The organism is Nocardioides ochotonae (assembly GCF_011420305.2).
Lineage (GTDB): Bacteria > Actinomycetota > Actinomycetes > Propionibacteriales > Nocardioidaceae > Nocardioides > Nocardioides ochotonae.
Genome location: NZ_CP061769.1, coordinates 2,249,797 through 2,275,520 on the forward strand (window position 1 = coordinate 2,249,797; position 25,724 = coordinate 2,275,520).

The 25,724-nt window shown below is 71.6% G+C and carries 28 protein-coding genes and 1 pseudogene; 20 read left to right on the forward strand and 9 right to left on the reverse strand.

Going from position 1 to position 25,724, the window contains the following annotated elements; genetic code table 11:
- The first annotated feature begins 87 nt into the window (after positions 1-87).
- The 12 genes and pseudogenes from HBO46_RS10915 (at position 88) to HBO46_RS10955 (ending at position 8,081) form a co-directional block, all read left to right on the forward strand.
- Positions 88-1,866, forward strand: a complete 1,779-nt coding sequence (locus HBO46_RS10915; protein WP_224769500.1) for a DNA polymerase — start codon at positions 88-90, stop codon at positions 1,864-1,866.
- Positions 1,867-1,897: 31 nt separating this feature from the next.
- Positions 1,898-2,209: a DUF7169 domain-containing protein gene (locus tag HBO46_RS10920; protein WP_166139587.1), complete on the forward strand. Its 312-nt coding sequence runs from the start codon at positions 1,898-1,900 to the stop codon at positions 2,207-2,209.
- A gap of 153 nt (positions 2,210-2,362) precedes the next feature.
- Complete coding sequence (locus HBO46_RS10925) at positions 2,363-3,205, forward strand: sigma-70 family RNA polymerase sigma factor (protein WP_166139585.1); 843 nt, start codon at positions 2,363-2,365, stop codon at positions 3,203-3,205.
- Positions 3,206-3,355: 150 nt separating this feature from the next.
- Positions 3,356-4,318, forward strand: a complete 963-nt coding sequence (locus tag HBO46_RS20575) for a hypothetical protein (protein WP_224769000.1) — start codon at positions 3,356-3,358, stop codon at positions 4,316-4,318.
- Positions 4,319-4,371: 53 nt separating this feature from the next.
- Positions 4,372-4,686, forward strand: a pseudogene (locus HBO46_RS20850) (hypothetical protein); the annotation flags it as partial.
- 110 nt (positions 4,687-4,796) lie between these two features.
- Positions 4,797-5,432: a hypothetical protein gene (locus tag HBO46_RS20585; RefSeq protein WP_224769001.1), complete on the forward strand. Its 636-nt coding sequence runs from the start codon at positions 4,797-4,799 to the stop codon at positions 5,430-5,432.
- Between the two features lie 212 nt (positions 5,433-5,644).
- Entirely contained in the window at positions 5,645-6,043 is a 399-nt protein-coding gene (locus tag HBO46_RS10935; RefSeq protein WP_166139583.1) for a hypothetical protein, read from the forward strand.
- A gap of 77 nt (positions 6,044-6,120) precedes the next feature.
- Complete coding sequence (locus HBO46_RS10940; protein ID WP_191480137.1) at positions 6,121-6,351, forward strand: hypothetical protein; 231 nt, start codon at positions 6,121-6,123, stop codon at positions 6,349-6,351.
- 141 nt (positions 6,352-6,492) lie between these two features.
- Positions 6,493-6,732: an ATP dependent DNA ligase gene (locus HBO46_RS10945; protein ID WP_317983876.1), complete on the forward strand. Its 240-nt coding sequence runs from the start codon at positions 6,493-6,495 to the stop codon at positions 6,730-6,732.
- On the forward strand, positions 6,677-7,129 hold the full coding sequence (locus HBO46_RS20855) for an HIT domain-containing protein (protein WP_397187349.1): 453 nt from the start codon (positions 6,677-6,679) through the stop codon (positions 7,127-7,129). The genes HBO46_RS10945 and HBO46_RS20855 overlap by 56 nt, the downstream gene beginning before the upstream one ends.
- Positions 7,044-7,226 carry an HIT family protein gene (locus HBO46_RS20860; protein WP_397187351.1) on the forward strand — a complete coding sequence of 61 codons (183 nt, stop codon included), beginning with the start codon at positions 7,044-7,046 and terminating at the stop codon, positions 7,224-7,226. The genes HBO46_RS20855 and HBO46_RS20860 overlap by 86 nt, the downstream gene beginning before the upstream one ends.
- 225 nt (positions 7,227-7,451) lie before the next feature.
- On the forward strand, positions 7,452-8,081 hold the full coding sequence (locus HBO46_RS10955) for a hypothetical protein (RefSeq protein WP_166139580.1): 630 nt from the start codon (positions 7,452-7,454) through the stop codon (positions 8,079-8,081).
- Positions 8,082-8,278: 197 nt separating this feature from the next.
- Here HBO46_RS10955 and HBO46_RS10960 read toward each other — a convergent pair whose 3' ends face one another.
- Positions 8,279-8,626 carry an ArsR/SmtB family transcription factor gene (locus tag HBO46_RS10960; RefSeq protein WP_166139578.1) on the reverse strand — a complete coding sequence of 116 codons (348 nt, stop codon included), beginning with the start codon at positions 8,624-8,626 and terminating at the stop codon, positions 8,279-8,281.
- Positions 8,627-8,720: 94 nt separating this feature from the next.
- Between HBO46_RS10960 and arsM the strand changes: the two genes are divergently transcribed.
- The 3 genes from arsM to HBO46_RS10975 are packed head-to-tail and all read left to right on the forward strand — an operon-like array spanning position 8,721 to position 11,070.
- Positions 8,721-9,548: an arsenite methyltransferase gene (gene arsM, locus HBO46_RS10965; protein ID WP_166139576.1), complete on the forward strand. Its 828-nt coding sequence runs from the start codon at positions 8,721-8,723 to the stop codon at positions 9,546-9,548.
- On the forward strand, positions 9,545-10,633 hold the full coding sequence (gene arsB / locus HBO46_RS10970; protein ID WP_166139575.1) for an ACR3 family arsenite efflux transporter: 1,089 nt from the start codon (positions 9,545-9,547) through the stop codon (positions 10,631-10,633). The genes arsM and arsB overlap by 4 nt, the downstream gene beginning before the upstream one ends.
- The gene (locus HBO46_RS10975; RefSeq protein ID WP_166139573.1) at positions 10,630-11,070 is read left to right on the forward strand and encodes an arsenate-mycothiol transferase ArsC; all 441 of its coding nucleotides are present in this window, start codon (positions 10,630-10,632) and stop codon (positions 11,068-11,070) included. The genes arsB and HBO46_RS10975 overlap by 4 nt, the downstream gene beginning before the upstream one ends.
- 16 nt (positions 11,071-11,086) lie before the next feature.
- Here the strand turns inward: HBO46_RS10975 and HBO46_RS10980 are convergent, their stop codons facing one another.
- From HBO46_RS10980 to HBO46_RS10995, 4 genes are all read right to left on the reverse strand, one after another.
- Positions 11,087-11,650: a dihydrofolate reductase family protein gene (locus HBO46_RS10980; RefSeq protein ID WP_166139571.1), complete on the reverse strand. Its 564-nt coding sequence runs from the start codon at positions 11,648-11,650 to the stop codon at positions 11,087-11,089.
- 102 nt (positions 11,651-11,752) lie between these two features.
- Complete coding sequence (locus tag HBO46_RS10985; protein ID WP_166139569.1) at positions 11,753-13,039, reverse strand: MFS transporter; 1,287 nt, start codon at positions 13,037-13,039, stop codon at positions 11,753-11,755.
- A gap of 76 nt (positions 13,040-13,115) precedes the next feature.
- On the reverse strand, positions 13,116-14,003 hold the full coding sequence (locus HBO46_RS10990) for an HNH endonuclease signature motif containing protein (protein WP_263457777.1): 888 nt from the start codon (positions 14,001-14,003) through the stop codon (positions 13,116-13,118).
- Positions 14,004-15,207: 1,204 nt separating this feature from the next.
- Complete coding sequence (locus HBO46_RS10995; protein ID WP_166139567.1) at positions 15,208-16,845, reverse strand: ABC-F family ATP-binding cassette domain-containing protein; 1,638 nt, start codon at positions 16,843-16,845, stop codon at positions 15,208-15,210.
- Between the two features lie 152 nt (positions 16,846-16,997).
- On the opposite strand from HBO46_RS10995, the gene HBO46_RS11000 reads away from it, so the two are divergent.
- Positions 16,998-17,687: a TetR/AcrR family transcriptional regulator gene (locus tag HBO46_RS11000; protein WP_166139565.1), complete on the forward strand. Its 690-nt coding sequence runs from the start codon at positions 16,998-17,000 to the stop codon at positions 17,685-17,687.
- Positions 17,688-17,715: 28 nt separating this feature from the next.
- On the opposite strand, the gene HBO46_RS11005 is transcribed toward HBO46_RS11000, so the two are convergent.
- On the reverse strand, positions 17,716-19,014 hold the full coding sequence (locus HBO46_RS11005) for an acetyl-CoA C-acetyltransferase (RefSeq protein WP_166139564.1): 1,299 nt from the start codon (positions 19,012-19,014) through the stop codon (positions 17,716-17,718).
- 100 nt (positions 19,015-19,114) lie between these two features.
- Here HBO46_RS11005 and HBO46_RS11010 point away from each other — a divergent pair, with 100 nt between their 5' ends.
- Genes HBO46_RS11010 through HBO46_RS11020 form a run of 3 tightly spaced genes read left to right on the forward strand, consistent with a single transcriptional unit; the run spans position 19,115 to position 21,609 of the window.
- The gene (locus tag HBO46_RS11010; protein ID WP_166139562.1) at positions 19,115-20,473 is read left to right on the forward strand and encodes a 3-oxoacyl-ACP reductase; all 1,359 of its coding nucleotides are present in this window, start codon (positions 19,115-19,117) and stop codon (positions 20,471-20,473) included.
- Between the two features lie 2 nt (positions 20,474-20,475).
- Positions 20,476-21,327, forward strand: a complete 852-nt coding sequence (locus HBO46_RS11015; protein WP_224769002.1) for a MaoC/PaaZ C-terminal domain-containing protein — start codon at positions 20,476-20,478, stop codon at positions 21,325-21,327.
- A gap of 60 nt (positions 21,328-21,387) precedes the next feature.
- Positions 21,388-21,609 carry a hypothetical protein gene (locus tag HBO46_RS11020; protein WP_166139560.1) on the forward strand — a complete coding sequence of 74 codons (222 nt, stop codon included), beginning with the start codon at positions 21,388-21,390 and terminating at the stop codon, positions 21,607-21,609.
- Between the two features lie 102 nt (positions 21,610-21,711).
- Here the strand turns inward: HBO46_RS11020 and HBO46_RS11025 are convergent, their stop codons facing one another.
- The 3 genes from HBO46_RS11025 to HBO46_RS11035 are packed head-to-tail and all read right to left on the reverse strand — an operon-like array spanning position 21,712 to position 24,376.
- A complete protein-coding gene (locus HBO46_RS11025; protein WP_166139559.1) occupies positions 21,712-22,584 on the reverse strand; it encodes an acyl-CoA thioesterase in 873 nt (290 codons plus the stop codon).
- Positions 22,584-23,435, reverse strand: a complete 852-nt coding sequence (locus HBO46_RS11030) for an acyl-CoA thioesterase (RefSeq protein WP_166139557.1) — start codon at positions 23,433-23,435, stop codon at positions 22,584-22,586. The genes HBO46_RS11025 and HBO46_RS11030 overlap by 1 nt, the downstream gene beginning before the upstream one ends.
- Positions 23,435-24,376, reverse strand: coding sequence for a proteasome assembly chaperone family protein (locus tag HBO46_RS11035; protein WP_224769003.1), 942 nt, complete (start codon positions 24,374-24,376; stop codon positions 23,435-23,437). Before HBO46_RS11035 ends, HBO46_RS11030 begins: the two co-directional genes overlap by 1 nt.
- 148 nt (positions 24,377-24,524) lie before the next feature.
- On the opposite strand from HBO46_RS11035, the gene HBO46_RS11040 reads away from it, so the two are divergent.
- Positions 24,525-25,724: a thiolase family protein gene (locus tag HBO46_RS11040; protein WP_166139555.1), complete on the forward strand. Its 1,200-nt coding sequence runs from the start codon at positions 24,525-24,527 to the stop codon at positions 25,722-25,724.

Here is a 25,724-nt window from a genome sequence, read left to right on the forward strand (position 1 = left end):
ACGAAAGGACCCCCCGCCCTGCACACCTACCGGCACACCCTGGCCGGGTCTGAGGTCGCTATCTACTTTCCTGAGACCGAGGACGACCTGGCCGGTTTCGATGCGTTCCTGGCCCGCGGCGACAAGGTCCTGGGCCTGGACACCGAGACCACCAATCTCAACGTCTACGCCCCCGGTTTCGCCGTCCGGCTGGTCCAGCTCGGAAACGACCGTGAGGCCTGGGTCCTGCGCGCCGACCGGTTCCGCGACCACATCGTGCGCGCCCTGAGGCAGCCGCGACGGTTCACCGTCCACAACGCCTCCTTTGACCTCCAGGTAATCGACCGCGCCCTGGGCGTGCCGATCGAGGACCTGGCCCCGCGCACCTTTGACACGCGGATCCTCGCGCACCTACTGGACCCCCGGCAGCGCCATGAGGGCGGCACCGGCCTGGCCCTCAAGGAGTTGTCGGAGGTCTACGTGGACCCGTCTGCCCCTGACACTCAAGCGGGCTTGCACGAGGTATTCCGCCGCGACTACCGCGCAACCAAGGAGACCGGCTGGTCTGTCATCGACGTCGACCACCCGACCTACGTGCGCTACGCCGGTCTGGATCCCATCCTGGCGCGCCGGTTGTTTGACGAGCTGCTGCCCCTGGTGCGCGACGTCGGCCTGGACCGCCTGTCTGTCTTCGAGCACCGGCTACAGGCGCTGCTAGCGATGATGCAACGGCGCGGCGTCCTGCTGGACGTGCCCTACATCCAGGACCTGAAGGGTCGTCTGGGCGATGAGGCCGACCACTACCGGCAGGCCGCGGCACGCTACGGCGTCGCCAACGTCAACTCCACGGCGCAGATCGCTGAGGCCCTGACCGCGATGGGTGAGGACCTGACCGAGCGGACCCCGTCGGGTGCGCTCAAGGTCGACAAGGGCGTTCTCCTGCCCCTGGCCGACCTGGACACGCAGTGGCAGCGCATCGAGGCCCGCACGCCTAACCCGCTGGCCGACGCCGTCCTACGCGCGAAGAGGGCGGACAAGTGGTCGACCTCGTACGCGCAGGCGTTCCTAGACCTGCGCGACGACCGCGACCGGCTGCACCCGATGATCGGCGCACTACAGGCGCGCACGGCGCGTATGTCGATCAGTAACCCGCCCCTCCAGCAACTGCCCTCGTCGGACTGGACGATCCGCCGCGGCGTCATCGCCGACCCTGGACAGGTCATCGTCGCCGCCGACTATCAGGCCGTCGAGATGCGCGTCCTGGCTGCCCTGTCCGGCGACGAGCGCATGATCCAGGCGATCCTCGACGGTGAGGACCTGCACTCATTCACTGCCCGAATGGTCTACGGGCCGGAGTTCACGAAGGCGCACCGCAAGATTAGCAAGGCCGTCGGATTTGGAAAGGTGTTCGGCGGGGGCGCGGCGACGATCCAGCGTCAGACCGGTGCCGACCTCGAGGCCGTGAGGACCGCCCTGCGCGGGTACGACGAGACCTTCCCTGGCATCCGCCGCTTCGCGCAGCGCCTACAGAACCGGGCCGACTACGGGAAGCGTGAGGTCGTGACCCCGACCGGTCGGCACCTGCCGCTGGACCGCGACCGCCTGTACGCCGCCACTAACTACATCGTCCAGTCCACGTCCCGCGATCTGCTGGCGCAGGCGATCGTCGACATCCACGAGGCCGGCCTGGGCGAGCACCTACTGCTGCCGGTCCATGACGAGCTGATCGCGCAGGCCCCCGCCGACGTCGCCGAGGACGTCATCCAGGAGATCGGGCGACTCATGGAGTCGACCTTCGGGGGCGTCCCGATCGTGTCTGAGCCTGAGGTCTATGGGCGGTCCTGGGGATCCGGCTACGGCTGCCCGCCCGAGGCCGACGCCGCCTGACCACCTACCCACCTGAGAGGAGCAAACCCCCGTGCGTGACCTAATCGAGCTGGTCGCCGCAGTCCGCACCGAAACCGACGCCCTGGCCGCCCTGCTGCCCGACGCCGCGGCGCGGCAGTGGTCGGCGTCGCCCGTGCCCCGCCCCCGCGAGGACACCACCGAACGAGCCACCGGTGGCCCCGCGTCCGACCCGACCGCCGACACCGTCCTGGACCCGCGCCGCCTGGCCGTGCGCGACACCGTCGCCCGGTCCCGGCAGGTCCTGCGCGAGACGGTCGACCGCGTCCACGCCGTCCGCGTCGCCATGACTCTGGCCGTGGACCGCTACGACGGCGACGCCTAGCGGAGGACGGCCCCCACTTAGGACCGCCTAAGTGGACGGGATCACCCCCGCAACGTGGAAGACGCCGCCGGTTGGACTGGTTGTGTAGTGCAACTGTTGTCCCCGACAACCTTGTAACGACGAGCCCCCCACTACCAAGGAGGACCCGCCCTAATGTTCTACGGACCGGGCTTCATCGAGTCGGTCTTTAGCACCATGTCCGACCGGGTCGACCTGCCCGAGGACCTTGAGGTCGAGACGATCCGCGCCGCGCAGGCTGGCGACCACGGCGCGCAACTGCGCCTAGTCCAGGCGTACGCCCCGGCCCTGCGGCGACTTGCCACGACGTTCCTGCGCCGGTTCCCTGCTGAGGAGCGAGCGGCTGCGACTGAGGATGTACGCGCGGAGGCCCTGGTGGCGTTCCTGGGCATGATCCAGGATCACGACCTCGAGCGGTCGCCGCGGCTGGCCGGTCGCGTCGTCCAGGTCGTGACCGGTGCCCTGCGCCACGCCGCGCGGCTGGACGCCTCTATGGCCGTGCCGTCACGGACCCTGTCGCGGTTCTACACGATCCTGGGCAAGGTCGACGGCGACGTAGACCTGGCCCGCGCGATCGCCCCCGACTACGCGATGGCCGTCACGACCTTTGACGAGGTCCTGCGGATCGTGCGCGGCACCGTGCCCCTGAGCGATGAGGACGACGAGGGCGGCTGGCTCGTGGCTGCGCCCCTGGCCGACGGACAGGGCTCCCTGTCTGAGGTCGAGGACGCCCTCATGGTCGCCCATGCGCTGCGTGTCCTGAGCTCCGACGAGCGGCAGGTGGTCCGGTACGCCTATGGGTTTGAGACCGGCGAGCCGCTGAGTGACGCGGGCGTCGTCCAGGCCATGAGCGAGGCCGCCCTGGGCCGTGAGGCCGTCGACGCCGGACAGACCGTTGTATCCCGCCAAACCGTCCAGCGGCGACGCGGCGCTGCACTGGCGCGTATGCGTGAGGCCCTGGGCGCACCCCCGATCTGAGGAGGCCCCATGACGGCGACCTTCGCCGCCGTACGCCGCCCTGGCCTGTGTGTCTGGTGCGGCACCCGCGAACTACTGACCCCCGGTGGCGCTGTCGTCTGCCCCCGGTGCGACTGCTACACCCCCGACGATGAGAGGACCCGCTAGACCTTGTTCGACCTTGCCAACCTGCCTGCCCCGAACTGGGGACCGACTGGCGAGACTGTGTTTACCCGCACCTACGCCCGCCCCAACCCTGACGGTAGTCCTGAGACCTGGGCTGAGACCGTGCGGCGCGTCGTCGTGGGCAACCTGGGGCTCGTCTACGGCGACCCTGAGACCTGGCCCGCCGACGTCGTCGATGAGGCGCGGCTCCTGTTCGACTACATCTACCACTTCAAGATCCTGCCCGCGGGTCGCCACCTGTGGGCGTCCGGCGTCAAGGGTCGGCAATTTCTGTTCAACTGCCACGTCTCTGGGTGGGGCGACACGTTCGCCGGTCACTTTGCGTTCACCTTCCTGCGCCTCATGGAGGGCGGTGGCGTCGGCGCGAACTACTCATCGCGCTTCCTGACCCGCTACGGCGCGCCCCGGCGTCGCCTGCGGCTGCACATCGTGGCCGACCCCGAACACGCCGACTATGACGCCATGCGCGAGGCGGGGCTCCTGTCCGATGAGTACGCCGCCGACTGGCCCGGTGCCTACCGCATCGAGGACACCCGCGAGGGCTGGGCTGCCGCCCTGGTCGACCTGATCGAGACCTATTTCGCCGACGACGTCCGGCACCCGAACCGGGTCTACGACGTGTCCCTGGTCCGTCCCGAGGCGCGCGGCTGCGCACGTTCGGCGGCACCGCGTCCGGCCCGCTGCCCCTGGCCGAGCTGCTGGCGACGGTGGTCGAGGTCCTCAACCGTGCCGCCGACGCCGGGCAGATCACGCCGCTGGACGCCATGTCGATGGATCACGCCGTGGGCAAGTGCGTTGTTGCTGGCGGCGTGCGTCGGTCCGCGCGCATGTCGATCGTCCACTGGGCCGACCCCTGGATCCACGACTTCATCGCGTGCAAGTCGGACCCGGCGCAGCACTGGACTACGAACATTTCGGTTGAGATTGACGAGGACTTCCTGCGCCTGATCGCCAACCCCGACGACGCCGACGACCCCGCCCGCGTCGAGCTGGCGCGCGCCGTGCATCGGGCCGTGGTCGACGGGATGCTGCGCAACGGTGAGCCGGGCTACTGGAATAGCACCCTGTCCAACGTCGGTGAGCCTGGCTACGTCGAGGCGACCAACCCGTGCGGTGAGATCGCCCTCCAGGCCTGGGAAAACTGCTGTCTCTCGAACGTCTGTTTGGAGGCGTTCGTCCACCCCGACGGGCAGGGCTACGACGAGGCCGGGCTGTTCATGGCGCACCGGCTGGCCGCGCGGTTCCTGATCCGCGCCACGTTCGGCGACGTCACCGACGACGCGCAGGCCGCGCGGATCGCCCGAAACCGGCGCATCGGCGTCGGCACCTGGGCGTCCAGGGCTTCCTCGTCCGCCTGGGGATCCGCTATAGCGACGCCCCGCACATCCCTGAGGTCGCGGCGCTGCTGGCCGAGCTGCGGGACACCGTGCGCGCTGAGGCCCGCGGGTACGCCTTCGGGCTGCGGATCCCTGAGCCGGTCAAGGTCACGACCGTCGCGCCGACTGGCACGGTTGCCAAGCTCCCTGGCGCTACCGAGGGCATCCACCCGATCTACGCCCGTTACTTCATCCGGCGCGTGCGCTTCTCAACCCTGCGCCCTGAGGAGGTCGCGCAGGTCGAACAGTTCCGCGCCGAGGGCTACCACGTCGAGCCCTGCCTGTACGCGCCTAACACCCTGGTTGTGTCGATCCCAACCAAGGAGCGGCTCGTGGAGGCTGTTGAGGCCCTGGGCCGGCCTGCGGAGCTGGTTGAGTCCGCCGACGAACTGAGCCTCGACGCCCTGCTGGCGTTCCAGGCCATGTACCAGACCTACTACGCCGACAACGCCGTGTCCTACACCGTCAACGTCCCCGAGGGACGCTACGACGTGGACTACGTCGCCGACACCCTGGCCGGCTGGCTGCCGTTGCTCAAGGGCACGACCATGATGCCCGACGGCACCCGCCCGCAGTCGCCATACGAGCGCCTCACCCGCGAACAGTTCGAGGCCCTGACTGTCGCTGCGGTCGTGGATGACTCATACGACGAGGCCTGTGCGTCGGGGGCGTGCCCGATCAAGTAAGCCCCCACCCGACCGCCCGCCCCCGCCGATTCTGACCACCCCGCGTCGTCGTCAATCGGACAGGCACGGGGGGGGAAACCACAAACGACCCCCGGCACCTCACCCGAACTGAGGACCGGGGGTCGTTTGCGTTAACCCCCCGTAGGCCGCTGCGCGTGGCCGCGACCTGCGGCGCTGTTCTATCACGAGGGCGCGGGCGTACCGTCGCTCGCATGGCCCGCGCACCACTACGCCCCGCCCCCACCCCCTACTTCGTCGAGGCCCTAGCGGTCTATCCGACGTCGCCGCCTGAGGTCATCGTCGTGCCGCGCCACCTGGGGGCGCTGCCGGGTCTGTTCGGCCCTGCCGGTTTCGACGTGGTCGCCCCCGACGAGGAGCCGCCGCCGTGGCTGGCCCTGGTGGACGCGCAAGGCGTCGCCGATGGGATGCGCCCGAACGGTATGGCGTCCGTGCTGATCGCCCTGAGTGGCTGCCGCGTCCACGCCGCGCCCCTGCTAGGGCTCGTCCTGTTCGTCGGTGCCGATGACTACCGCGTGGACAACGTCCCGGCAGACATGATCTACATGGCCCGCTGCCTGGACGACGACCTGCCCCGCGACCTGCTCCCGTAGCCACCCCCGCGAGTCGCGTCAAACGTTCCACGGAGGTACAATGTAAGCCCAAAGAGGGAAAGGGAAAGGAGAGGGAGATGGTCGCGCCGACCGTTACCTACACCGACGGGCTGTACGCCCACTACGCCGTCAAGGCGGACGCCCTCGACGTCACGCTGGACGTCGTCGCCGACTGGGACACCGGGCAGATCCAGGACGCGATCTGGTCGACCCCTGGGGCAGCCCTGGCCGCGCCTAAGACCGAGGGACTAAACAAGGTCGAGCTCGCGATCGTCCTCACCTACCTGACTGGTGGCGCTGCCGACTGACCGGCCCCGTAGGCTGGCCCCTGCCCTGGACCTCCCTGGCGTGGAGGTCCGGGGTCCAACCGGGGCGACATGGCCCCTGACCTGCGGATATGTCCCGGTAGGACTGTGCGTGATTCTGTTGAGGGATTCACCTTCAAGGGCATGACCGACGAGATGCTCGCCTGGCAGACCGAGCGGTTCCTCGCCCTCGAGACGCACCGCGAGGGCCATACGGTGTTTGTCCGCCCGGAGCAGGTCGTCGAGATCGCCTTCGACGGCCTCCAGCGCTCCACCCGCTACCCCGGCGGGCTGGCGCTGCGCTTCGCCCGCGTGCTGCGCTACCGCGATGACAAGACCGCCGCCGAGGCCGACACGATCGAGACCGTGCGTCGCCTGGCCTGATCCTCCGGCTCAACTCAGTGGCGCCCCGCCGCGCCCGCTGGCACCCTCGCGCCATGACCCAGGACCCGACGCCCGCGGCGCAGGAGTGCGTCTTCTGCGCCATCATGGCGGGCGAGGCCGAGGCCAGCGTGGTGCACGAGGACGACACCGCCGTGGCCTTCATGGACCTCAACCCGGTCACCTCCTCGTCGTACCGCGCCGGCACGCAGTCGGCCTGGACGACATCGATCGCCAGACCAGCGCCCATGTCTGGTCGGTCGGCCAGGACATGGCTCGAGCCCTGCGACGCTCGCGCCTGCGGTGCCCGAGGGATCAACCTCCTCATCTGCGACGGCGCGGCCGCCTTCCAGTCTGTCTTCCACTTCCACCTGCACGTCATCCCGCGCTATCCGGATGACGGGTGGACCCTGACCCCCGATTCGCCGTCGCGCGAGAGATCGCTGCTGGACAGCGACGCGCAGGCGATCCGAAGCGCCCTCGCGTCGACCGCGTGACCCTGTGGCCACGCGCGACACTCCGCCAAGGGACAGACACACCTCCGCAGCGCGCAACCGCGTCGGGCCGGGTATTCCGGACCACGACGACGACCGCATATGGCCGCCTTGAGCCTCTTAGCCACTCCGGCCCGACGTGTAAGTGGTTACCTATGATCCGCAAGGTCCATTGTCAAGCGAGTCAACGCCCGCAGAAACGTAAGCGCAAGACCGGAAGGTTTAGTTTTGGAACAGCAGTTCGGGCCGGTCACGGCATCGCACATCGCAAGGCGAGCAGAAGAGCTTCGGATCATCTACGTCGGGATGAGCATGGCCGTCGTAGCTCTTTCGCTCCCGAGCATTCCACTGCTCCGCGCCGTCAACGAAGCTTGCGGAAATCGGGGTGTGCCGGTCGACCAGCCCTTCTCGATCACGGAAGGGGTAGGCGATGACGGCGAGACCTTCAGTTCGCGTGAAATCCTAATACAGTGCGCAAACCTCTCGGGCGACTCGCGGGTAGAGGACCTACTACACGTTGCCATGATGCAGGGCGGGATCAGAGTCGCCGCGCTTGTCGAAAGTGGTAATTTTCGCGACAGAGAAAATCCCCTACTTGAGTTTACCCGCCACTTCCGGAACGCCTGCGCGCACAACGGCAACTGGCACTTCCGTGGCGGCGAGCCCCGCGCTCGCGCCGAACTCCGCGGCAAAATGCTCGACCCGTCACTCCATGGCCAAAGGGCGGTGTGGGCGTGGGTGACCCCCCTCCTGTATATGCAATGGCTCGCCGACATTCGCGACCACTTTGCCGAGGTCGGTCGCGCACGTGGAGAGGAGCCACAGCCAGTAGCCCAGAACCCTCCCCGACTCGTTTAGGCGAAGCCGCCAATCGGCGCATCTCTGAGGTTCCTATAGCTCTGGCAGTGTCGCTCCACCCCGTTCGCGCGCACCACAGGCGGGCGGTCAGCGGGTAGTCAGCGGGCGCGAGACCACGGTGTCGTGAACTCCCCCACCAACATGCACCTCCATGGCGAGTCACCTAGGCCAATACCCCGGCAGGAAACCCGCAGACATCAGGGCTTCAGCGCACCACTCAACGCGGCGAGCGTCTCCTCGACGAGCCGGTAGAACGCCCAGCGCCCCCGCTGCTCACGCACGACGAGCCCGGCGTCCACCAGCTGCTTCATGTGGTGCGACACCGTCGGCTGCGAGAGACCCACCGGCTCGGTCAGGTCGCAGATGCAGGCCTCGCGCTCGGGCTGTGCGGCGATCAGGGACAGCAGCCGGACCCGCGTGGGGTCGCCGAGCGCCTTGAACGTCCGCGCCAGTCGCTGCGCCTCCTCCACGTCCAGCACGCCGCCGGTGACGGTGGAGCAGCAGGCCGAGGCGTCGACGACGGGGAGGGACGTGGCGGCGGTCATGGCTTGAGTCTGCCAGACGCATTGACAATCGTCGATAGATAGAGAACCCTCGATCCATCGACACACGCCGATACGACGCGAAAGGCAGGCGGTCATGACCACGACCCCGACCCCCGACGAGACCAACACCGAGGCCTCGCAGCTGCGCGAGGAGGTCCGCAGCCGCTACGCCCAGGCAGCCACCGCCGTCGTCGGCGGCACCGGCAACGCCGAGCTCAATGAGGCGCTCCAGGTGGTCGAGGACGACTGCGGGACCTCGTGCTGCAGCGGTGAGGTCGCGGTCGACGAGTCGTTCGGCGCGACCCTCTACAGCAGCGACGACCAGCAGGCCCTCCCCGCCGAGGCGGTCGCGGCCAGCCTGGGCTGCGGCAACCCGACCGCGGTCGCCGACCTGCGCGCCGGCGAGAAGGTGCTCGACCTCGGCTCGGGGGGCGGCATCGACGTACTCCTCTCCGCCCGCCGGGTCGGCGAGACCGGGTTCGCCTACGGCGTCGACATGACCGACGAGATGCTCGACCTCGCCCGCGCCAACGCCGCGAAGGCCGGCGCGAGCAACGTCGAGTTCCTCAAGGGCACCATCGAGGACATCCCGCTGCCGGACGCCGCCGTGGACGTCGTCATCTCCAACTGCGTCATCAACCTCTCCGTCGACAAGCCCCGGGTGATCGCCGAGATGCACCGGGTGCTCGTCCCGGGCGGCCGGATCGGGATCTCCGACGTCGTCGCCGAGGACCACCTCACGCCCGAGGACCGCGCCGAGCGGGGCTCGTACGTCGGCTGCATCGCCGGCGCCCTGTCGCGCAGCGAGTACCTCGACGGGCTCGGTGCCGCCGGGTTCGTCGACGCGGAGGTCGAGTTCACCCACGAGGCCGCCCCGGGCATGCACGGCGCGATCATCCGCGCCACCAAGCCGACCGCATGAGCAGCACCGTCTCCTCGACCACCGACGCGGCAGCCGGCCGGCGGCTGTCCACCCTCGACCGCTACCTCCCGGTGTGGATCGGGATCGCGATGGTCGCCGGCCTGCTCGCCGGTCGCTGGGTGCCCGGGATCGCCGACGCCCTCGACGCCGTCACCGTCGGCTCGATCTCGGTGCCGATCGCGCTCGGCCTGCTGGTGATGATGTACCCGGTGCTGGCCAAGGTCCGCTACCACGAGGTCGGCCACGTCGTCCGCGACCGGCGGATGATGGCGCTCTCCTTGGTCCTCAACTGGGTCCTCGGCCCGGCGCTGATGTTCGCCCTGGCCTGGCTGTTCCTGCCCGACCTGCCCGAGTACCGCACCGGGCTCATCATCGTCGGCCTGGCCCGCTGCATCGCGATGGTCATCATCTGGAACGACCTGGCCTGCGGGGACCGCGAGGCCGCCGCGGTCCTGGTCGCCGTGAACTCCGTCTTCCAGGTCCTCGCCTTCGCGCTGCTCGGCTGGTTCTACCTCGACCTGCTGCCCGGCTGGCTGGGCCTGTCCACCACCGGCCTCGACGTCTCCCCCTGGCAGATCGCCTGGAGCGTGCTCGTCTTCCTCGGGATCCCGCTGGCCGCCGGCTACCTCACCCGGCGCATCGGCGAGAAGCGACGCGGCCGCGAGTGGTACGAGGAGCGCCTCCTGCCGCGCCTGGGCCCGTGGGCGCTGTACGGGCTGCTGTTCACGATCGTCGTGCTGTTCGCGCTCCAGGGCGAGACGATCACCGGCCAGCCCCTCGACGTGGCGCGCATCGCCGTACCGCTGGTCATCTACTTCGCGCTCATGTGGGCCGGCTCGCTGCTGCTGGCCCGCCGCGTCGGTCTGGGGTACGCCCGCGCCACCACCGTCGCCTTCACCGCCGCGGGCAACAACTTCGAGCTCGCGATCGCCGTCGCCATCGCGGTCTTCGGGGTCACCAGCGGCCAGGCGCTCGCCGGGGTCGTCGGTCCGCTCATCGAGGTCCCGGTCCTGGTGGGACTGGTGTACGTCAGCCTCTGGGCGCGCCGCTTCTTCCCCGACCAGGCCCAGGGGGTCGCCCGATGACGGCCGAGCGGGTGCCGCAGGTGGTGTTCGCCTGCGTCCGCAACGGCGGGCGCTCGGTGATCGCCCGGGTGCTCACCGAGCAGTACGCCGTGGGCCGCGTCGTCGCGGTGTCGGCCGGCACCCAGCCCGGAGAGCGGATCCACCCCGAGGTCGCCCGCGCGCTCGAGCAGCTCGGGCTCGACACCTCCCGCGAGCGCCCCCAGCGCCTCACCACCGAGATGGTGGCCGCCAGCGACCTCGCCATCACGCTCGGCTGCGGCGAGGAGTGCCCCTACGTCCCCGGGGTGACCTACCGCGACTGGCCCGTTGACGACCCGGGCGGCCAGGACGACGCCACGGTGCGCCGCATCGTCGCCGACCTGGACACCCGTGTCCGCGACCTGCTGCGCGAGCTCGTCCCCGATCTCCCGCTTGCGGCGAGCGTCCTCGACGGCTGAGGACCGGGTCGACCGGTCAGCGCCGGACCTCGTAGTGGGCCGCGGTCACGCCGTCCGGGAGGTCCTGCGTCCCCACGTGCCGTAGGTTCACCCAGCTGTCCAGGGCGCTGAAGAACGGCGTACCGCCGCCGACCAGGACCGGGTGTGTGACCACCTGGTACTCGTCGATCAGGCCGGCGCGCATCGCCGTACCCGCGAGGCCGGCGCCACCGATCTCCATCGGGGCGCCGTCCTCGGCCTTCAGGCGGCGGATCTCGGCCACGGCGTCACCGGTGACGAGGCGCGCGTTGCCGTCGGCCTCGTCGAGGGTCGTGGAGAACACCACCTTCGGCGTCCGCTGCCAGAGCTGGGCGAACTCGACCTCCACGGGCGTCGCGTCCGGCTGCTGGTCGGCGGTCGGCCAGTGCGCGCTCATCAGCTCCCACAGCCTGCGGCCGTACAGCGAGAGCCCGATCTCCCGGGCGCGGTCGTTGAACCACTGGTGCAGCTCGGGGCTCGGCACGCTCCAGCCGATGTCGTCGCCGGGTGCGGCGATGTAGCCGTCCAGGCTCGCGTTCATCATGTAGCTCAGCTTGCGCACGTGGTCAGCCTCCATCGCGTCGTCCGGTCTGTCGGCTACCGACCGCGTCGCCGGCGCGAACTCATCGGCGCGCGGCCAACTCCGGGTGCGCCGGTCGCGTGCTCAGACCGCGGCCGGGTGTGGTCGCTGGTACCAGACCAGCGCAGGCACCAGCAGCAGCGCGAGCAGTCCGCCGCCCAGCGCGAGCGTGGCGAAGCTGGACACCCCGACCACCATCCCGGAGAGCGCCCCACCACCGGCACCCGAGAGGGCGATGAGCACGTCGACGGCGCCCTGGGTCTTGGCGCGGGTCTCCAGCGTGGTGGCGTCGACGATGAGCGCCGTGCCGGCGATCAGCCCGAAGTTCCAGCCCAGGCCCAGGAGGACCAGGGCCGCCGCGATGAGCGGCATCGAGTCGCCCGGGGCGAGGGCGGCCAGCACGCCCGCGGCGAGGAGGGTCACCCCCGAGGCAGCCGCCATCGGGACGCGACCGATCCGGTCGACCAGCGGGCCGGTGACCAGGGACGGCAGGAACATCGCGCCGACGTGGAGCCCGATCACGAACCCGACATCGCCGAGGCTGTGGTCGTGATGGCGCATGTGCACCGGGGTCATCGTCATGATCGCGACCATCGAGACCTGGGTCAGCACCATGATGGTCGCCCCGACCGCGACCCCGCGCGACGACCCGGCGGCCGGTTCGAGGGCCGCGTCCGACCCCTCCCCGCCCGCAGCGAGCGCCGCCCGGCTGCGCTCGTCGGCGATCCGCCGCGCGGTGAGCAGCGGGTCCGGCCGCAGGAAGACGAGGAGCACCAGCCCCGCCAGCCCGTAGGCCACGGCGGCCAACAGGAACGGCCCGGTCAGCGCCGGTACGCCGAGGGCGCGCGCGAGGTCGCCGAGCGGGTCGACGAGGTTGGGGCCGGCGACGGCGCCGAAGGTGGTCGACACCATGGCGATCGAGACCGCGGTGCCGCGCGACTGCGCGGGCGCCAGGTCGGTTCCGGCGTACCGCGCCTGCAGGTTGGTGGCGGTCCCGCCGCCGTACACGAACAGCGCGACGAAGAACAACGGCAGGTTCTCGAGCACCGCCGCGAGGACGATGAACGCCGCGCCCACGGCGCCGACGAGGAAGCCGCCGGCGAGCCCGAGGCGACGCCCGGAACGCTGGGACACCCGGCCCACGGTGAACGCCGCGAGCGCCGAGCCGAGAGTGAACAGCGCGGCCGGGAGACCGGCGACGCTCTCGCCGCCGACCAGGTCCTGGGCGAGGAGGCCGCCGACGGTGACGCCGGCGGCCAGGCCCGCGCCACCGAACACCTGGGAGATGACGACAACCGTGAGCGTGCGCCGGTAGAGGCGCCGCTGCTCCTCGGCTCCGATCGGGTCGGTTGCCGGCGAGGCAGGCGTCATGGGTTCTCCGTGGTGCTTCGGGCCTCGCGTCGTTCCCAGGCCGGATCGGTTGCAGGACCAACCATGCCGGGTCGGTCTAGCAGCGTCGGTGGAAGGTCAGCCTGCCGCCGGGTAGGTGTTTGGTCTTGTAGGCAGGGTCGTGAGCTCGGGCGTGGTGGCGGGGACAGAGCAGCCGGCCGCTGGCCACGCTGGTCACACCGCCGCACGACCACGGAACGTCGTGGTGGGCGTGGCAGAGACCCGGCGGCCAGTCGCACCCCTCCGCGGTGCAGCCGCCGTCGCGCAGCGCCAGGGCGACACGGTGGGTCTTGGTGTGGAACCGGCGCTTGCGACCGACATCGAGCGGACGGCCCTGACCGTCGAGGACGGCCGGCACGATCCCGGCCTCACACGCCAGGCGCCGGGCTTCGGTGGCGGAGATCGTCTCGCCGGTGTGCAGGTGTGCGGCGCGCAGCCCACCGAGCAGGGAGTCCAGGGTCATCGTGATCACGATGGTCGCGGCCACGCCCCCGGCGTCGGGGACCCGGTCGGTGGGATAGCGCTCGAGATAGCCGCAGAACGCCTGCCCGAGCCGTTCCGGCCCCGGCCGCCGCTCACCTGCCACAGCGCCGGCGCCGTTCACCGCGTGTTGGTGCTTCGGGGCGGCGATCGCCAACAGCGCGGCGCGCAACATCGCCGCATGGTGGGGCGGGATCGTGAAACGCCCGTGGGTCTTGCCGTGCCCGTCATCCGACATCGTCAGCCGGGCCGCGGCACGCGCCGCGGCCTCCTCGCGCTCCAGCCGTGCGGCCTCGGCGGCGTCGGCCTGCTCGGGAGCAGCCACCTCCATCAGGCGCTTGGCCAGGCGGCGCAGGGTGATCGCGTCATGCTCGCCCGCCTGCTCGAGGAGGAACTCCTCGGCCTTGGCGCGGGTGTCGTCGTCGACCAGCTCGGCCGGTAGGTCGTCGACCGCGTCGACGATCACCTGAGCCTGGTCGAGGTGGATCCGCCCGACGGCAAACGCCTCCCGGACAGTGTCGTGCTGCCCGGTGTCCAGCGCCCCGGGCCAGCCGCATCAATCGGTGGGTCTCCGGGCGGGTGAGACGGGCGTGGTGCGCCCACCAGTTCGCGGTGCTCGTCGCCCCGACCGCGTCGCCGACCTCGACGGCATGGGCGTGGGCCGCGAGGCGCAGCCGCAGCTCCTGCAATCGGTCGATCTCAGCCCCCCGGGCCAGCAGCGCCGCCCCCGTCTCCGCCTCGCTCAAGGACCACACCGGCGCATCGGCGACCGCGTCGAGGGCCTCGTGCACGCACGCCACCGCCGCGGCCACCGGGTGACCGGATCGGGGCTGGCGAGGTGCTTCCATGGACCTACTCAACCACCGACCACCGACAGTCCCGGGCGACCGTTCCCCCAGGTCAGAAGACCTGTGGACAACCACCCGACCTGCCCGGACGGGCAAGCGGGCGCCTCGGCCCGAGCAGTACGTCTGCCATCCGCGCAGGAGCGGCGAGCGCACTCCCCCGGGGGTGCCCGTTGTCGTTGCTGCCTGTCTGGGACGGCGGGTGGCGGGGCTCCTCGTGCCCGGTGAGTCGCTTCCGGTTGCGTCTGTTATCCGAACGTCGGGCGCCGCTCATGCAGTCGACCAGCGCCGGGCTGTGCCCGGTTGCGCCGTCCGAACAGGTGCGGAACGTTCGACAGCACCGCCCGCAGACTCGGCTCACGCCGAACCGGAGATCGGGCAGGAAGGAGCGCTCCCGTGCGCATCGGCGACATCGACCTGCACCCGCTCACCGACGGCACGTTCCGTGCCGGGCCGGGCTACTCGGCGACCCCGTGACCACGCACGGGCACGAGGACTACTTCGCATCGGACGGCAAGGCGTTCCTGCCGATCGGCTGCTTCCTCATCGGTGGACAGCTCACCTCGTCGACCACGACACGTCGATCGCCCCCGGGGTTGACCTCGTCATGACGCCCGGGCACACCCCCGGACACCTCTCCGTCGTCGTCTCCTCAGGCGTCCATCGGAGACGCCGACCCCGGGCTCGCCGCGCAGGTGCGCGGGCGGCTGTTCCGTGAGCTCGAGGGAGAGCACGTCATCGGCGCCGGATCGCACTTCCCCGAGCTGCGGTTCGGCCGGGTGCTCGCCGGCGAGCTTCGCCGCTGGATCGCCTGAGCAGCGCGCCTCAGCCGACCTGCACCCGTCCGTCCTCCACCCGCCAGCGCTGATCCAGCGCGACGTTCGCCAGCAGCCGGCGGTCGTGGGAGACCAGCAGCAGCGCGCCGTCGTACGACGCGAGCGCCTCCTCGAGCTGCTCGATCGCGGGCAGGTCGAGGTGGTTGGTGGGCTCGTCCAGCACCAGCAGGTTGACCCCGCGGGCCTGGAGCAGCGCCATCGCGGCGCGGGTCCGCTCACCGGGCGAGAGCCGGCCGACGAGGCTGGAGACCTGGTCGGCCTTGAGACCGAACTTCGCAAGCAGGGTGCGGACCTCGGCCGGCGTCCACTCGGGGACCGCGAGCTCGACGGCGGTGCCGAGCGGCTGGTCCTCGGGCAGTCCGGTGCGGGCCTGGTCGATCACGCCGACCGACACCGAGGCGCCCAGCGACGCCGAGCCGGAGTCGGGCGCGACCTCGCCGAGGAGCAGCCGCAGCAGCGTGGTCTTGCCGGCGCCATTGGGACCGGTGATGCCGATCCGGTCGCGCGCGTTGACCTGCAGCGAGGCGGGCCCGAAGGTGAAGTCACCTTGGGTCAGCGTCGCCTCGTTGAGCGTCGCGACCACCGCCGAGGAACGCGGCGCGGCGGCGATGCTGAACTGCAGCACCCACTCCTTGCGAGGCTCCTCGACCTCGTCGAGCCGCGCGATCCGCGACTCCATCTGGCGCACCTTCTGCGCCTGCTTCTCCGAGGACTCGCTCTGCGCGCGGCGGCGGATCTTGTCGTTGTCAGGTGACTTCTTCATCGCATTGCGCACGCCCTGGGAGCTCCACTCGCGCTGCACCTTCGCGCGCGAGACCAGGTCGGCCTTCTTGTCCGCGAACTCCTCGTAGGCCTCGCGGGCGTGGCGCTTGGCCACCGCGCGGTCGGCGAGGAACGCGTCGTACCCGCCGTCGTAGACCGCCACCTGGTGCTGGGCCAGGTCGAGCTCGACCACCCGGGTCACGCAGCGGGCCAGGAACTCGCGGTCGTGGGAGACCAGCACGACTCCCCCGCGCAGCCCGCGCACGAAGGCCTCCAGCCGCTCCAGGCCGTCGAGGTCGAGGTCGTTGGTCGGCTCGTCGAGCAGGACGACGTCGAAGCGGCTCAGCAGCAGCGCGGCCAGCGCGGCGCGCGCCGCCTGCCCGCCGGACAGCGAGGTCATCAGCGCGTCCGGGCCGACGTCGAGCCCGAGGTCGGCGAGCACCGGCGGCAGCCGGTCCTCGAGGTCGGAGGCACCGGAGGCCATCCAGTGGTCGAAGGCGACGGCGTAGGCGTCGTTGGCGCCGGGCGTGTCCGAGCCGAGCGCCGCGGCGCACCACTCCATCGCCTCGGTCGCGGCCGTCGCACCGGTACGCCGCGCGATGTAGCCGGCCACCGTCTCGCCCGGGACCCGGTCGTGCTCCTGGGGCAGCCAGCCCACGAACGCGTCCGCGGGCGCGAGCGACACGCTTCCGGCCAGCGGGGCGTCGACGCCGGCGAGCAGCCGCAGCAGCGTCGACTTGCCGGCACCGTTGGCGCCGACGACGCCGACCACGTCGCCGGGGGCGACCGTGAGGTCGAGGGACTCGAAGAGCACGCGATGGCCGTGGCCGCCGGCCAGGCCCTTCGCGACGAGGGTGGCAGTCACGCCGTGGATCGTAGTCGTCGCCATGCCGCCTCCCGCGACCGAGGCCGCGCACAACCACTGGCGCCGACTCGCGCACCCATTGGCCTCGACTCGCGCGACCATTGGGGCCGACTCGGCGGGCGGGACGAGCGGCAGTGGCTAGCATCAGCCGCATGCCCCCCAGTGCCTCCGAGACCGACGGCCGTCGGTCCGCCGCAGCAGTCCGGCGCCGCAAGCGCGAGGCCGAGATCATCGCCGCCACCCGCGCACTCTTCGACCAGCGCGGCGTGCGCGACGCCCAGATCGACGACATCGCCAAGGCGGTCGGCATCAACCGGGCGATCGTCTATCGCCACTTCACCGGCAAGGAGGAGCTCTTCGCGCTCACCCTGGTCGGCTACCTCGAGGAGCTGCGCGACGCCCTCGAGGCCGCCAGCAGCACCGACGCGGCCCCCGCCGTACGCCTCGAGGCGATCGTCACCGCCTTCGTGGAGTACGGCGTGGCCCACCCCGCGTTCGTCGACTGCGCCCAGGCGCTGATGCGCCGCTCGGGCCCCGAGCTGCTCGACGAGATCTCCGAGGGCGCGCTGTTCCGGCTCGGGCGGGCGATCTCCTCGTGCCTGGTGATCCTCAGCGGAGTGCTGGAGGACGGCGTGGCGGCCGGTGACTTCCACGTGCAGGACCCGCACCTGCTCGCGAACACGCTCTACGCCAGCGGCCTCGGCGCGCTCCAGCTCGCCCGGGTCGGGATCCTGGTCAAGGAGGCCGCGCCCGGCATCCCGACGCTGGGCGAGATCTCCGCCGACCAGGTGCGGGACTACCTGGTCACCTCGGCGCTCGCGCTGGCCGCACACCGCTCCTGAGCCGACGTCGCACGGCCTGCGCGACTCCTCAGGGGCGCTCGAGGATCGCGGTCACGCCCTGGCCGCCCGCGGCGCACACCGAGATCACGCCGCGCCCCGAGCCCTTCTCGGCGAGCAGCTTGGCGAGCACCGTGAGGATCCGGCCGCCCGTGGCCGCGAACGGGTGCCCCGCGGCCAGCGACGAGCCGGTCACGTTGAGCCGGCTGCGGTCGATTCCGCCCAGCGGTGCGTCGAGGCCGAGCCGCTCACGGCAGAAGATCGGGTCCTCCCAGGCCTTGAGCGTCGCCAGCACCTGCGAGGCGAACGCCTCGTGGATCTCGTAGAAGTCGAAGTCCTGGAGCTTCATCCCCTGGCGGGCCAGCATCCGCGGCATCGCGTAGGCCGGGGCCATCAGCAGCCCCTCGTGGCCGTGCACGTAGTCGACCGCCGCGGTCTCGTAGTCGGTGAGGTAGGCCAGCACCGGCAGCCCACGCGCCGCCGCCCACTCCTCGGAGGCGAGCAGCACCACCGAGGCGCCGTCGGTCAGCGGCGTGGAGTTGCCGGCCGTCATGGTCGCCGCCGAGCCACGGCCGAAGACCGGCTTGAGGCGGGCCAGCTTCTCCGGCGTGGAGTCCGGGCGGAGGTTCTGGTCGCGCTCCAGTCCGTGGAACGGCGTGATCTGGTCATCGAGGAACCCCCGGTCGTACGCCGCGGCGAGGTGCTGGTGGGAGGCGGCCGCGAGCTCGTCCTGCTCCTCGCGGCCGATCTTCCACTCGACCGCGGTCAGCGCCGCGTGCTCCCCCATGGACAGGCGGGTGCGCGGCTCGCCGTTCTGCGGGATTGCCGGGACGATGTCACCCGGGCGGAGCTTGGCCAGGGCGGCGAGGCGACCCTTCACGTCCTTGGACCGGTTGACCTCGAGCAGCACCTTGCGCAGCCCCTCCCCCACCGCGATCGGGGCGTCGGAGGTGGTGTCGGTGCCGCCGGCGATGCCGACGTCGATCTGGCCGAGCGCGATCTTGTTCGCGACCTGGATCGCCGCCTGCAGGCCGGTGCCGCACGCCTGCTGGATGTCGGTCGCCGGCGTCTCCGGCGCCAGCCGCGAGCCGAGCACCGACTCACGGGCCAGGTTGAAGTCGCGGGCGTGCTTGAGCACCGCTCCCGCGACCACCTCGCCGACCCGCTCCCCCTCCAGGCCGAAGCGCTCGACCAGGCCGTCGATCGCGGCGGTGAGCATCTCCTGGTTGGAGACGTCGGCGTACGCCGAGTGCGAGCGGGCGAACGGGATGCGGTTGCCGCCGACGATGGCGACACGGCGGACGGTGGTGGCGGGTTGGAGGCCGGTCATGCTCCCCAGTCTTGCCGGTGGGGTGGGTACTGATAAACCCCGTGAGGGCCACATCACGAAATCTGGACATTGAGTTACACCACTAGTTGCATGGAGTCCCATGAGCGATCGCTACCAGGAGTTCGCCTCCTCCCCCGTCGGCAAGCTCCTCGTCAAGAACCTCGGCCTGCCGCGTCCGACCCGCCTGCGGCGCCACCGCGAGGGCGAACCGCTGGTCGCGGGCACCGTGCTGGTCGGCGGGCGCGGGCGCCTGGCCGACGCGCTGCCGGGGACGCTCGGCGACCTCGGCATCGAGGCGGTCACCGAGCCGCCGGCCGACGCTCGGATCAAGGGCCTGGTCTTCGACGCGACCGGGCTCACCACCTCCGAGCAGCTCGGCGCGCTCCGCGACTTCTTCACCCCGCGGCTGCGCAGCCTGGAGACCAACCCGCGCGTCGTCGTGCTCGGCACCCCACCGGAGCAGGTCACCGGCGCCGAGCGGGTCGCCCAGCGCGCCCTGGAGGGATTCACCCGCAGCCTCGGCAAGGAGATCGGCCAGGGCGGCACGGTGCAGCTGGTGTACGTCGCGCCGGGCGCCGAGCAGTCCGTGGGTTCGACGCTGGGTTCGACGCTGGGTTCGACGCTGGGCTTCCTGCTCTCGCCCAAGGCGGCGTACGTCTCCGGGCAGGTGGTGCGGCTCGGCACCCACGGCAACGCTACGGGCGCGGCCGTGGCCGCCCCCGACCGTCCGCTCGCGGGCAAGGTCGCGCTCGTCACCGGCGCGAGCCGCGGCATCGGCGAGGCGATCGCCCGGGCGCTGCACCGCGACGGCGCCCGCGTCGTCGGGCTCGACGTGCCGCAGGCGGCCAGCGAGCTCCAGGGCGTGATGGCGGAGCTCGACGGCGACTGGCTGGTCCTCGACATCACCGCCGCGGACGCGCCGCAGCGCATCGCCCACCACCTGCGCGAGCAGCACGGCGGCGTCGACGTGGTCGTCCACAACGCCGGGATCACCCGCGACAAGCGGCTCGCCAACATGGGCGAGGACCGCTGGGACTCCGTCATCGCCGTCAACCTCACCGCCCCCGAGCGGATCACCCGCGAGCTGCTCGACCAGGGCGTGGTGAACGCCGGCGGCTCGATCATCGGCGTCGCCTCGATCGCCGGGATCGCCGGCAACGTGGGTCAGACCAACTACGCGACCTCCAAGGCCGGCGTGATCGGGCTGGTGGACTCCCTCGCCGACGAGCTCACCGACGCCATCACGATCAACGCGGTGGCGCCCGGGTTCATCGTCACCCAGATGACCGCGGCGGTGCCGTTCGCGACCCGGGAGGTGGGCCAGCGCCTCAACGCGATGGCGCAGGGCGGCCTCCCGGTCGACGTCGCGGAGACCATCGCGTGGTTCGCCCACCCCGGCTCGCGCGCCGTGAACGGCAACGTCGTGCGGGTCTGCGGCCAGATGATGCTGGGCGCCTGAGCGTGGGGGTCGCGACGCTGGTGCGGGCGGCGCTCCCGTCGGTGCCGGGCATCGGGTCCCTGCCGGGCGTGCGCAAGGCGCCGCTCAACGGGTTCACCGGGCTGCGCCGCACCCGCGAGGGCGTGGTGGTGGAGCGCGCGCACGTCGACGCGTACGCCGCGGTGTGCGGCTTCCCGCGCAAGGACGCGGTGCCGCTGCCCTACCCGCACCTGCTCGGCTTCGACCTCCAGCTGGCGATCCTCGCCGACCGGGCCTTCCCGGCACCCGCGATCGGCACGGTGCACATCGACAACTCGGTGCGGGCGCGGCGCGCGATCCGGGTGGGCGAGCGCCTGGACGTCGAGGTCTCCGTCGGCGCGGCGCTGCCGCACCGCAAGGGCGCGGCCTTCGCCTTCACCACGACCGTGCGCGACGCGGACGGCGCGGTGGCGTGGGAGGAGGTCTCGACCTACCTCGCCCGCGGCCGGCCGCTGCCCGGGGATCCCGCGCCCGACACGGCGTACCCGGAGGTGGCGGTGGGGCCGCTCACCTGGGCGCTGCCGGGCGACCTCGGACGCCGGTACGCCGCGGTCTCCGGTGACCGCAACCCGATCCACCTCCACCCCTTCAGCGCCCGCGCCCTCGGCTTCCCCCGCCAGATCGCGCACGGCATGTGGACGATGGCCCGCTGCGTGGCCGCCCTGGAGAACCGGCTGCCCGCCGCCGCCCGCGTCGACGTCTCCTTCCGCCGCCCGGTGCTCCTGCCCGCCACGGTCGCCCTCGGCACCCGGCGTACCGACGACGGCTGGGCGTTCGCCCTCACCTCCCCCGACGGCGCGTCGACGCACCTGGCCGGCGCCGCCTCCCCGCTGTGACACGGGTGAGAAGGACAACACCCGCGCATGGGCCGGTCGCTTCCGGGGCAGTCACTTCTCGTGAGCACCTCTACCTCCCCCGTGGCGCAGGACAGCCTGCGCCAGCGCCGCTACCCCCGCAGCCAGTTCCTCGCCTACCAGGAGAAGATCGTGAACGCCTCGGATGACGCCCTGCAGAGCCGGCCGTCCTCCCCCAAGCCCGGCCTGCGCCGGGACCCGAACGAGGAGCTGACCTTCGCCGCCTGGCTGCGCGAGACCGGGCAGGTCCCCGGCCGCAGCTGAGCCCCACTCCACCGACGCCCCCGATGCTCCTGAGGAGCACGGGGGCGTCGCCGTTGGCGCCGACTCGCGCCACCGCCAGCGCCGACCCGGCGCAGCCGGGGCTCAGTCGCGGGGGCGCACCGGGCGGATCAGGCCCTCCTGGGCGCAGGTGGCGACCAGGCGGCCGTCCTCGGTGAAGATCCGCCCCAGCGAGAGCCCGCGGGCTCCCTGGGCGGCCGGCGACACCTGGTCGTAGAGCCACCACTCGTCGGCGCGGAAGGGCCGGTGGAACCAGATCGTGTGGTCGAGCGAGGCCATCTGCACGTCGGCCGGCGTGACCGGGTGCGCGGCCATGCTGGCGCCGAGCAGCGTGATGTCGCTGGCGTAGGTGAAGGCCGCGAGGTGGATCGTCGCGTCGTCCGGGAGCCCGTCGTGCACCCGCGCCCACATCTGGGCGCGCGAGGGGTGGTCCGGGTCGGGCGCGAGGCCGGCGGAGGAGTTGCCGAGGTAGCGGGCGTCGATCGAGGCCCACTCGCGCGCGAGCGCGTCGGCCTCGGGGTTGCCGCCGCGCCGCATCACCGCACCGAGGTCGAACCCGGCGTCCGGGCCCGGCACCTCCGGCATCACGTCGTGGTGCTCGAAGCCGTCCTCGACGACCTGGAAGTCCAGGGTCTGGTAGTAGATCGGGCGCCCGTGCTGGCGCGCCACGACCCGGCGGGTCTGGAAGGAGCGCCCCTCGCGGATGCGCTCGACGTCGTACACGATCGGCACCGCGTAGTCGCCGCCGCGCAGGAAGTAGGAGTGCAGCGAGTGCACGGCGTACGACGGGTCGACGGTGCGGGTCGCGGCGATGAGCGCCTGGGCGGCGACCTGGCCGCCGTACACCCGGGCCCGCCCGGAGTCGGGCTGGCGGCCGCGGAACAGGTCGGGGTCGAGCTGCTCGAGGTCGAGCAGGCGCACCAGCTCGGCCACCGCGTCGGCGGTCGGGATGCTCATCACTTCTCCTTCGAGCGGGCCGGGCGCATCAGGAACTCCTGCGCCACCGTGGCGGCCAGCTGGCCGTCCTGGGTGAAGACGTTGGCGGTCACCAGTCCGCGCCCGCCGCCGGCCGAGGGCGAGACCTGGTCGTAGAGCCACCACTCGTCGGCCCGGAAGGGCCGGTGGAACCAGATCGCGTGGTCCAGCGAGGCCAGCTGCACGCGGGGGTCGCCCATGTGCAGGCCGTGCGGGGCCAGCGCCGCGCCCATCACCGTCATGTCGCTGAGGTAGGTGAACGCCGCGAGGTGCAGGAAGGGGTCCTCGGGCAGGCGCTCGGAGGTGCGCAGCCACGACCGCTGGCGCCCGGGACGTGCCGGGTCCGCGGGCAGCCCGGCGGCGGAGGTGCCGACCAGCCGGATGTCGGCGACCGCCCACTCGGCGTCGGCCTCGGCGTGCGCCGGACCGCGGTCACGCGCGGGGAGCTCGTCGGGCGCCGGCACCTGCGGCATCCGGTCCTGGTGGGTGAGGCCGTCCTCGGGGCGCTGGAAGCTGGCGGTCAGCGCGAAGATCGGACGTCCGTGCTGGCGGGCCAGCACCCGGCGGGTGAGGAACGAGCGCCCGTCGCGCAGGGTGTCGACGTCGTAGAGGATCGGCGCGCGCGCGTCGCCGGGCTGGAGGAAGTAGGAGTGCAGCGAGTGCACGACGAACTCCGGGTCGACCGTGCGGGCGCCGGCGACCAGCGCCTGCGCCGCGACCTGCCCGCCGAAGACCCGCTGCAGCGACATGTCGGCGACCGCGCCGCGGAAGAGGTTGTCGTCGATCGTCTCGAGGTCGAGCAGCCCGAGCAGCTCGTGAATGTCCTTGGCCATCAGCCCTGCTTGTCGTCGCGGTGGTCGTCGTCGTCGAGGCCGGCCAGGAACTGCTCGAACTGGCGTCCGATCTCCTCGCCGGTCGGCAGCGCCTGGTCCTCGGCCAGCAGGCTGCTGCCGGACTCCTCGGCGCGGGCGAAGGAGTCGTACTGCCGCTCCAGTGCCGCGACGACGTCGGCGACCTCGGCGTTGGCGGCGAGGTAGGTCTCGATCTCGGCCTCGCGGTCCTCGGCCTCGGCGCGCAGCCCGGACAGGTCGATGGTGAGCCTCCCGGCGCGCTCGACCTGCTCGAGCAGGACGGCGGCGGCCTTGGGGTACTCCAGCTGACCGAGGTAGTGCGGGATGTGGGCGACGAAGCCCAGCGCGGGGTGTCCCCACTCGCCGAGGCGGATCTCGAGCAGCGCCTGGGCGCTGCTGGGCACCCGCAGCTCGCCGCTCCACGGGCTGCGGCCGCTGACCAGCGCCGGGTCGTTGGCGTGCGGGGTCAGCGCGATCGGGCGGGTGTGCGGGACCGCCATCGGCACCGAGGCGATCTGCACGGTGCGGGTCACCCCGAACCGTTCGATGACCGAGCGCACGGCGCGCGCGAATCCCTCCCAGCGGACGTCGGGCTCCGAGCCGTGCAGCAGCAGGTACGGCGTACCGCCGGCGTCGCGGAGCAGGCGCACCACCAGTCGCGGGGCGTCGTAGGCCTCGTAGTGGTCCTGGGCGAAGGTCACCGCGGGGCGACGGGCCCGGTAGTCGTGGAGCAGGTCGACGTCGAACGTCGCCACGACCGAGCCGCCGTCGCAGAGATCAGCGAGGTGCTGCGCGGCGCGCCCGGAGGCCTTGCCGGCGTCGAGGAAGCCGTCGAGCACGACGACCATGGTCAGGTCGCTCTCGGCACGCCCGTCGAGCTCGGGTACGTCGTCCACGATGTGCACGAGCCTGGTTTCGGTCACGGGCCCACGATAGGCCCCCGGGCGCCGCGGGCCCGGCAGCGTCGACCTGCCGGACACGCGTGAGGACGCCCACACCCACCCCGCCGGTCCGAGGTTGTTACCCGCGGGTAATCTGACCTTCCCAGCCACCAGCAGACCAGGAGAACAGGTGCCCCGACAGCTGCGAGAGGTCGTCTTCGTCGACGGCGTGCGCACTCCCTTCGGCAAGGCCAAGGGTCAGTACGCCGAGACGCGCGCCGACGACCTCGTCATCAAGTGCATCCGCGAGCTCATGCGCCGCAACCCCTCGCTGCCCCCGGAGCGGGTCGACGAGGTCGCCGTGGCCGCCACCACCCAGATCGGCGACCAGGGCCTGACCATCGGGCGCACCGCCGCGCTGCTCGCCGGGCTCCCGCAGAGCGTGCCGGGCTACGCGATCGACCGCATGTGCGCCGGCGCGATGACCGCCGTGACCACCACCGCCTCCGGCATCGCGTTCGGCTCCTACGACGTCGCCATCGCCGGCGGCGTCGAGCACATGGGCCGCCACCCGATGGGCGAGGGCGTGGACCCCAACCCGCGGATCGTCTCCGAGAAGCTGGTCGACCCCGACGCCCTGGTGATGGGCAAGACCGCGGAGAACCTGCACGACCGGTTCCCCACCATCACCAAGGAGCGCGTGGACGCCTACGCCGTGCGCTCGCAGCAGAAGACCGCGGCCGCCTACGAGGCCGGCAAGATCCAGCCCGACCTGGTCCCGGTCGCCACCCGCTCCGCCGAGCAGGGCTGGGGCCTGGCCACGACCGACGAGCCGATGCGCCCCGGCACCACCGTCGAGTCGCTCGCCGCCCTCAAGACCCCGTTCCGTGCCCACGGCCGGGTGACCGCGGGCAACGCCGCCGGCATCAACGACGGCGCCACCGCCGCGCTGCTCGCCGAGGAGGAGACCGCGCGCGAGCTCGGTCTGCCGATCCGCATGCGCCTGGTGTCGTACTCCTTCGTCGGCGTCGAGCCCGAGGTCATGGGCGCCGGCCCGATCCCGGCGACCGAGAAGGCGCTCAAGCAGGCCGGTCTCACCATCGACGACATCGGCGCCTTCGAGGTCAACGAGGCGTTCGCCGTCCAGGTGATCGCCTTCCTCGAGCACTTCGGCATCGCCGACGACGACGCGCGCGTCAACCCGTACGGCGGCGCGATCGCGATGGGTCACCCGCTGGCGTCCTCGGGCGTGCGCCTGATGACCCAGCTGGCGCGCCAGTTCGAGGAGCACCCCGAGGTCCGCTACGGCCTGACCACCATGTGCATCGGCATCGGCATGGGCGGCACCGTGATCTGGGAGAACCCGCACTACACCGGAGAGGCGGCCTGA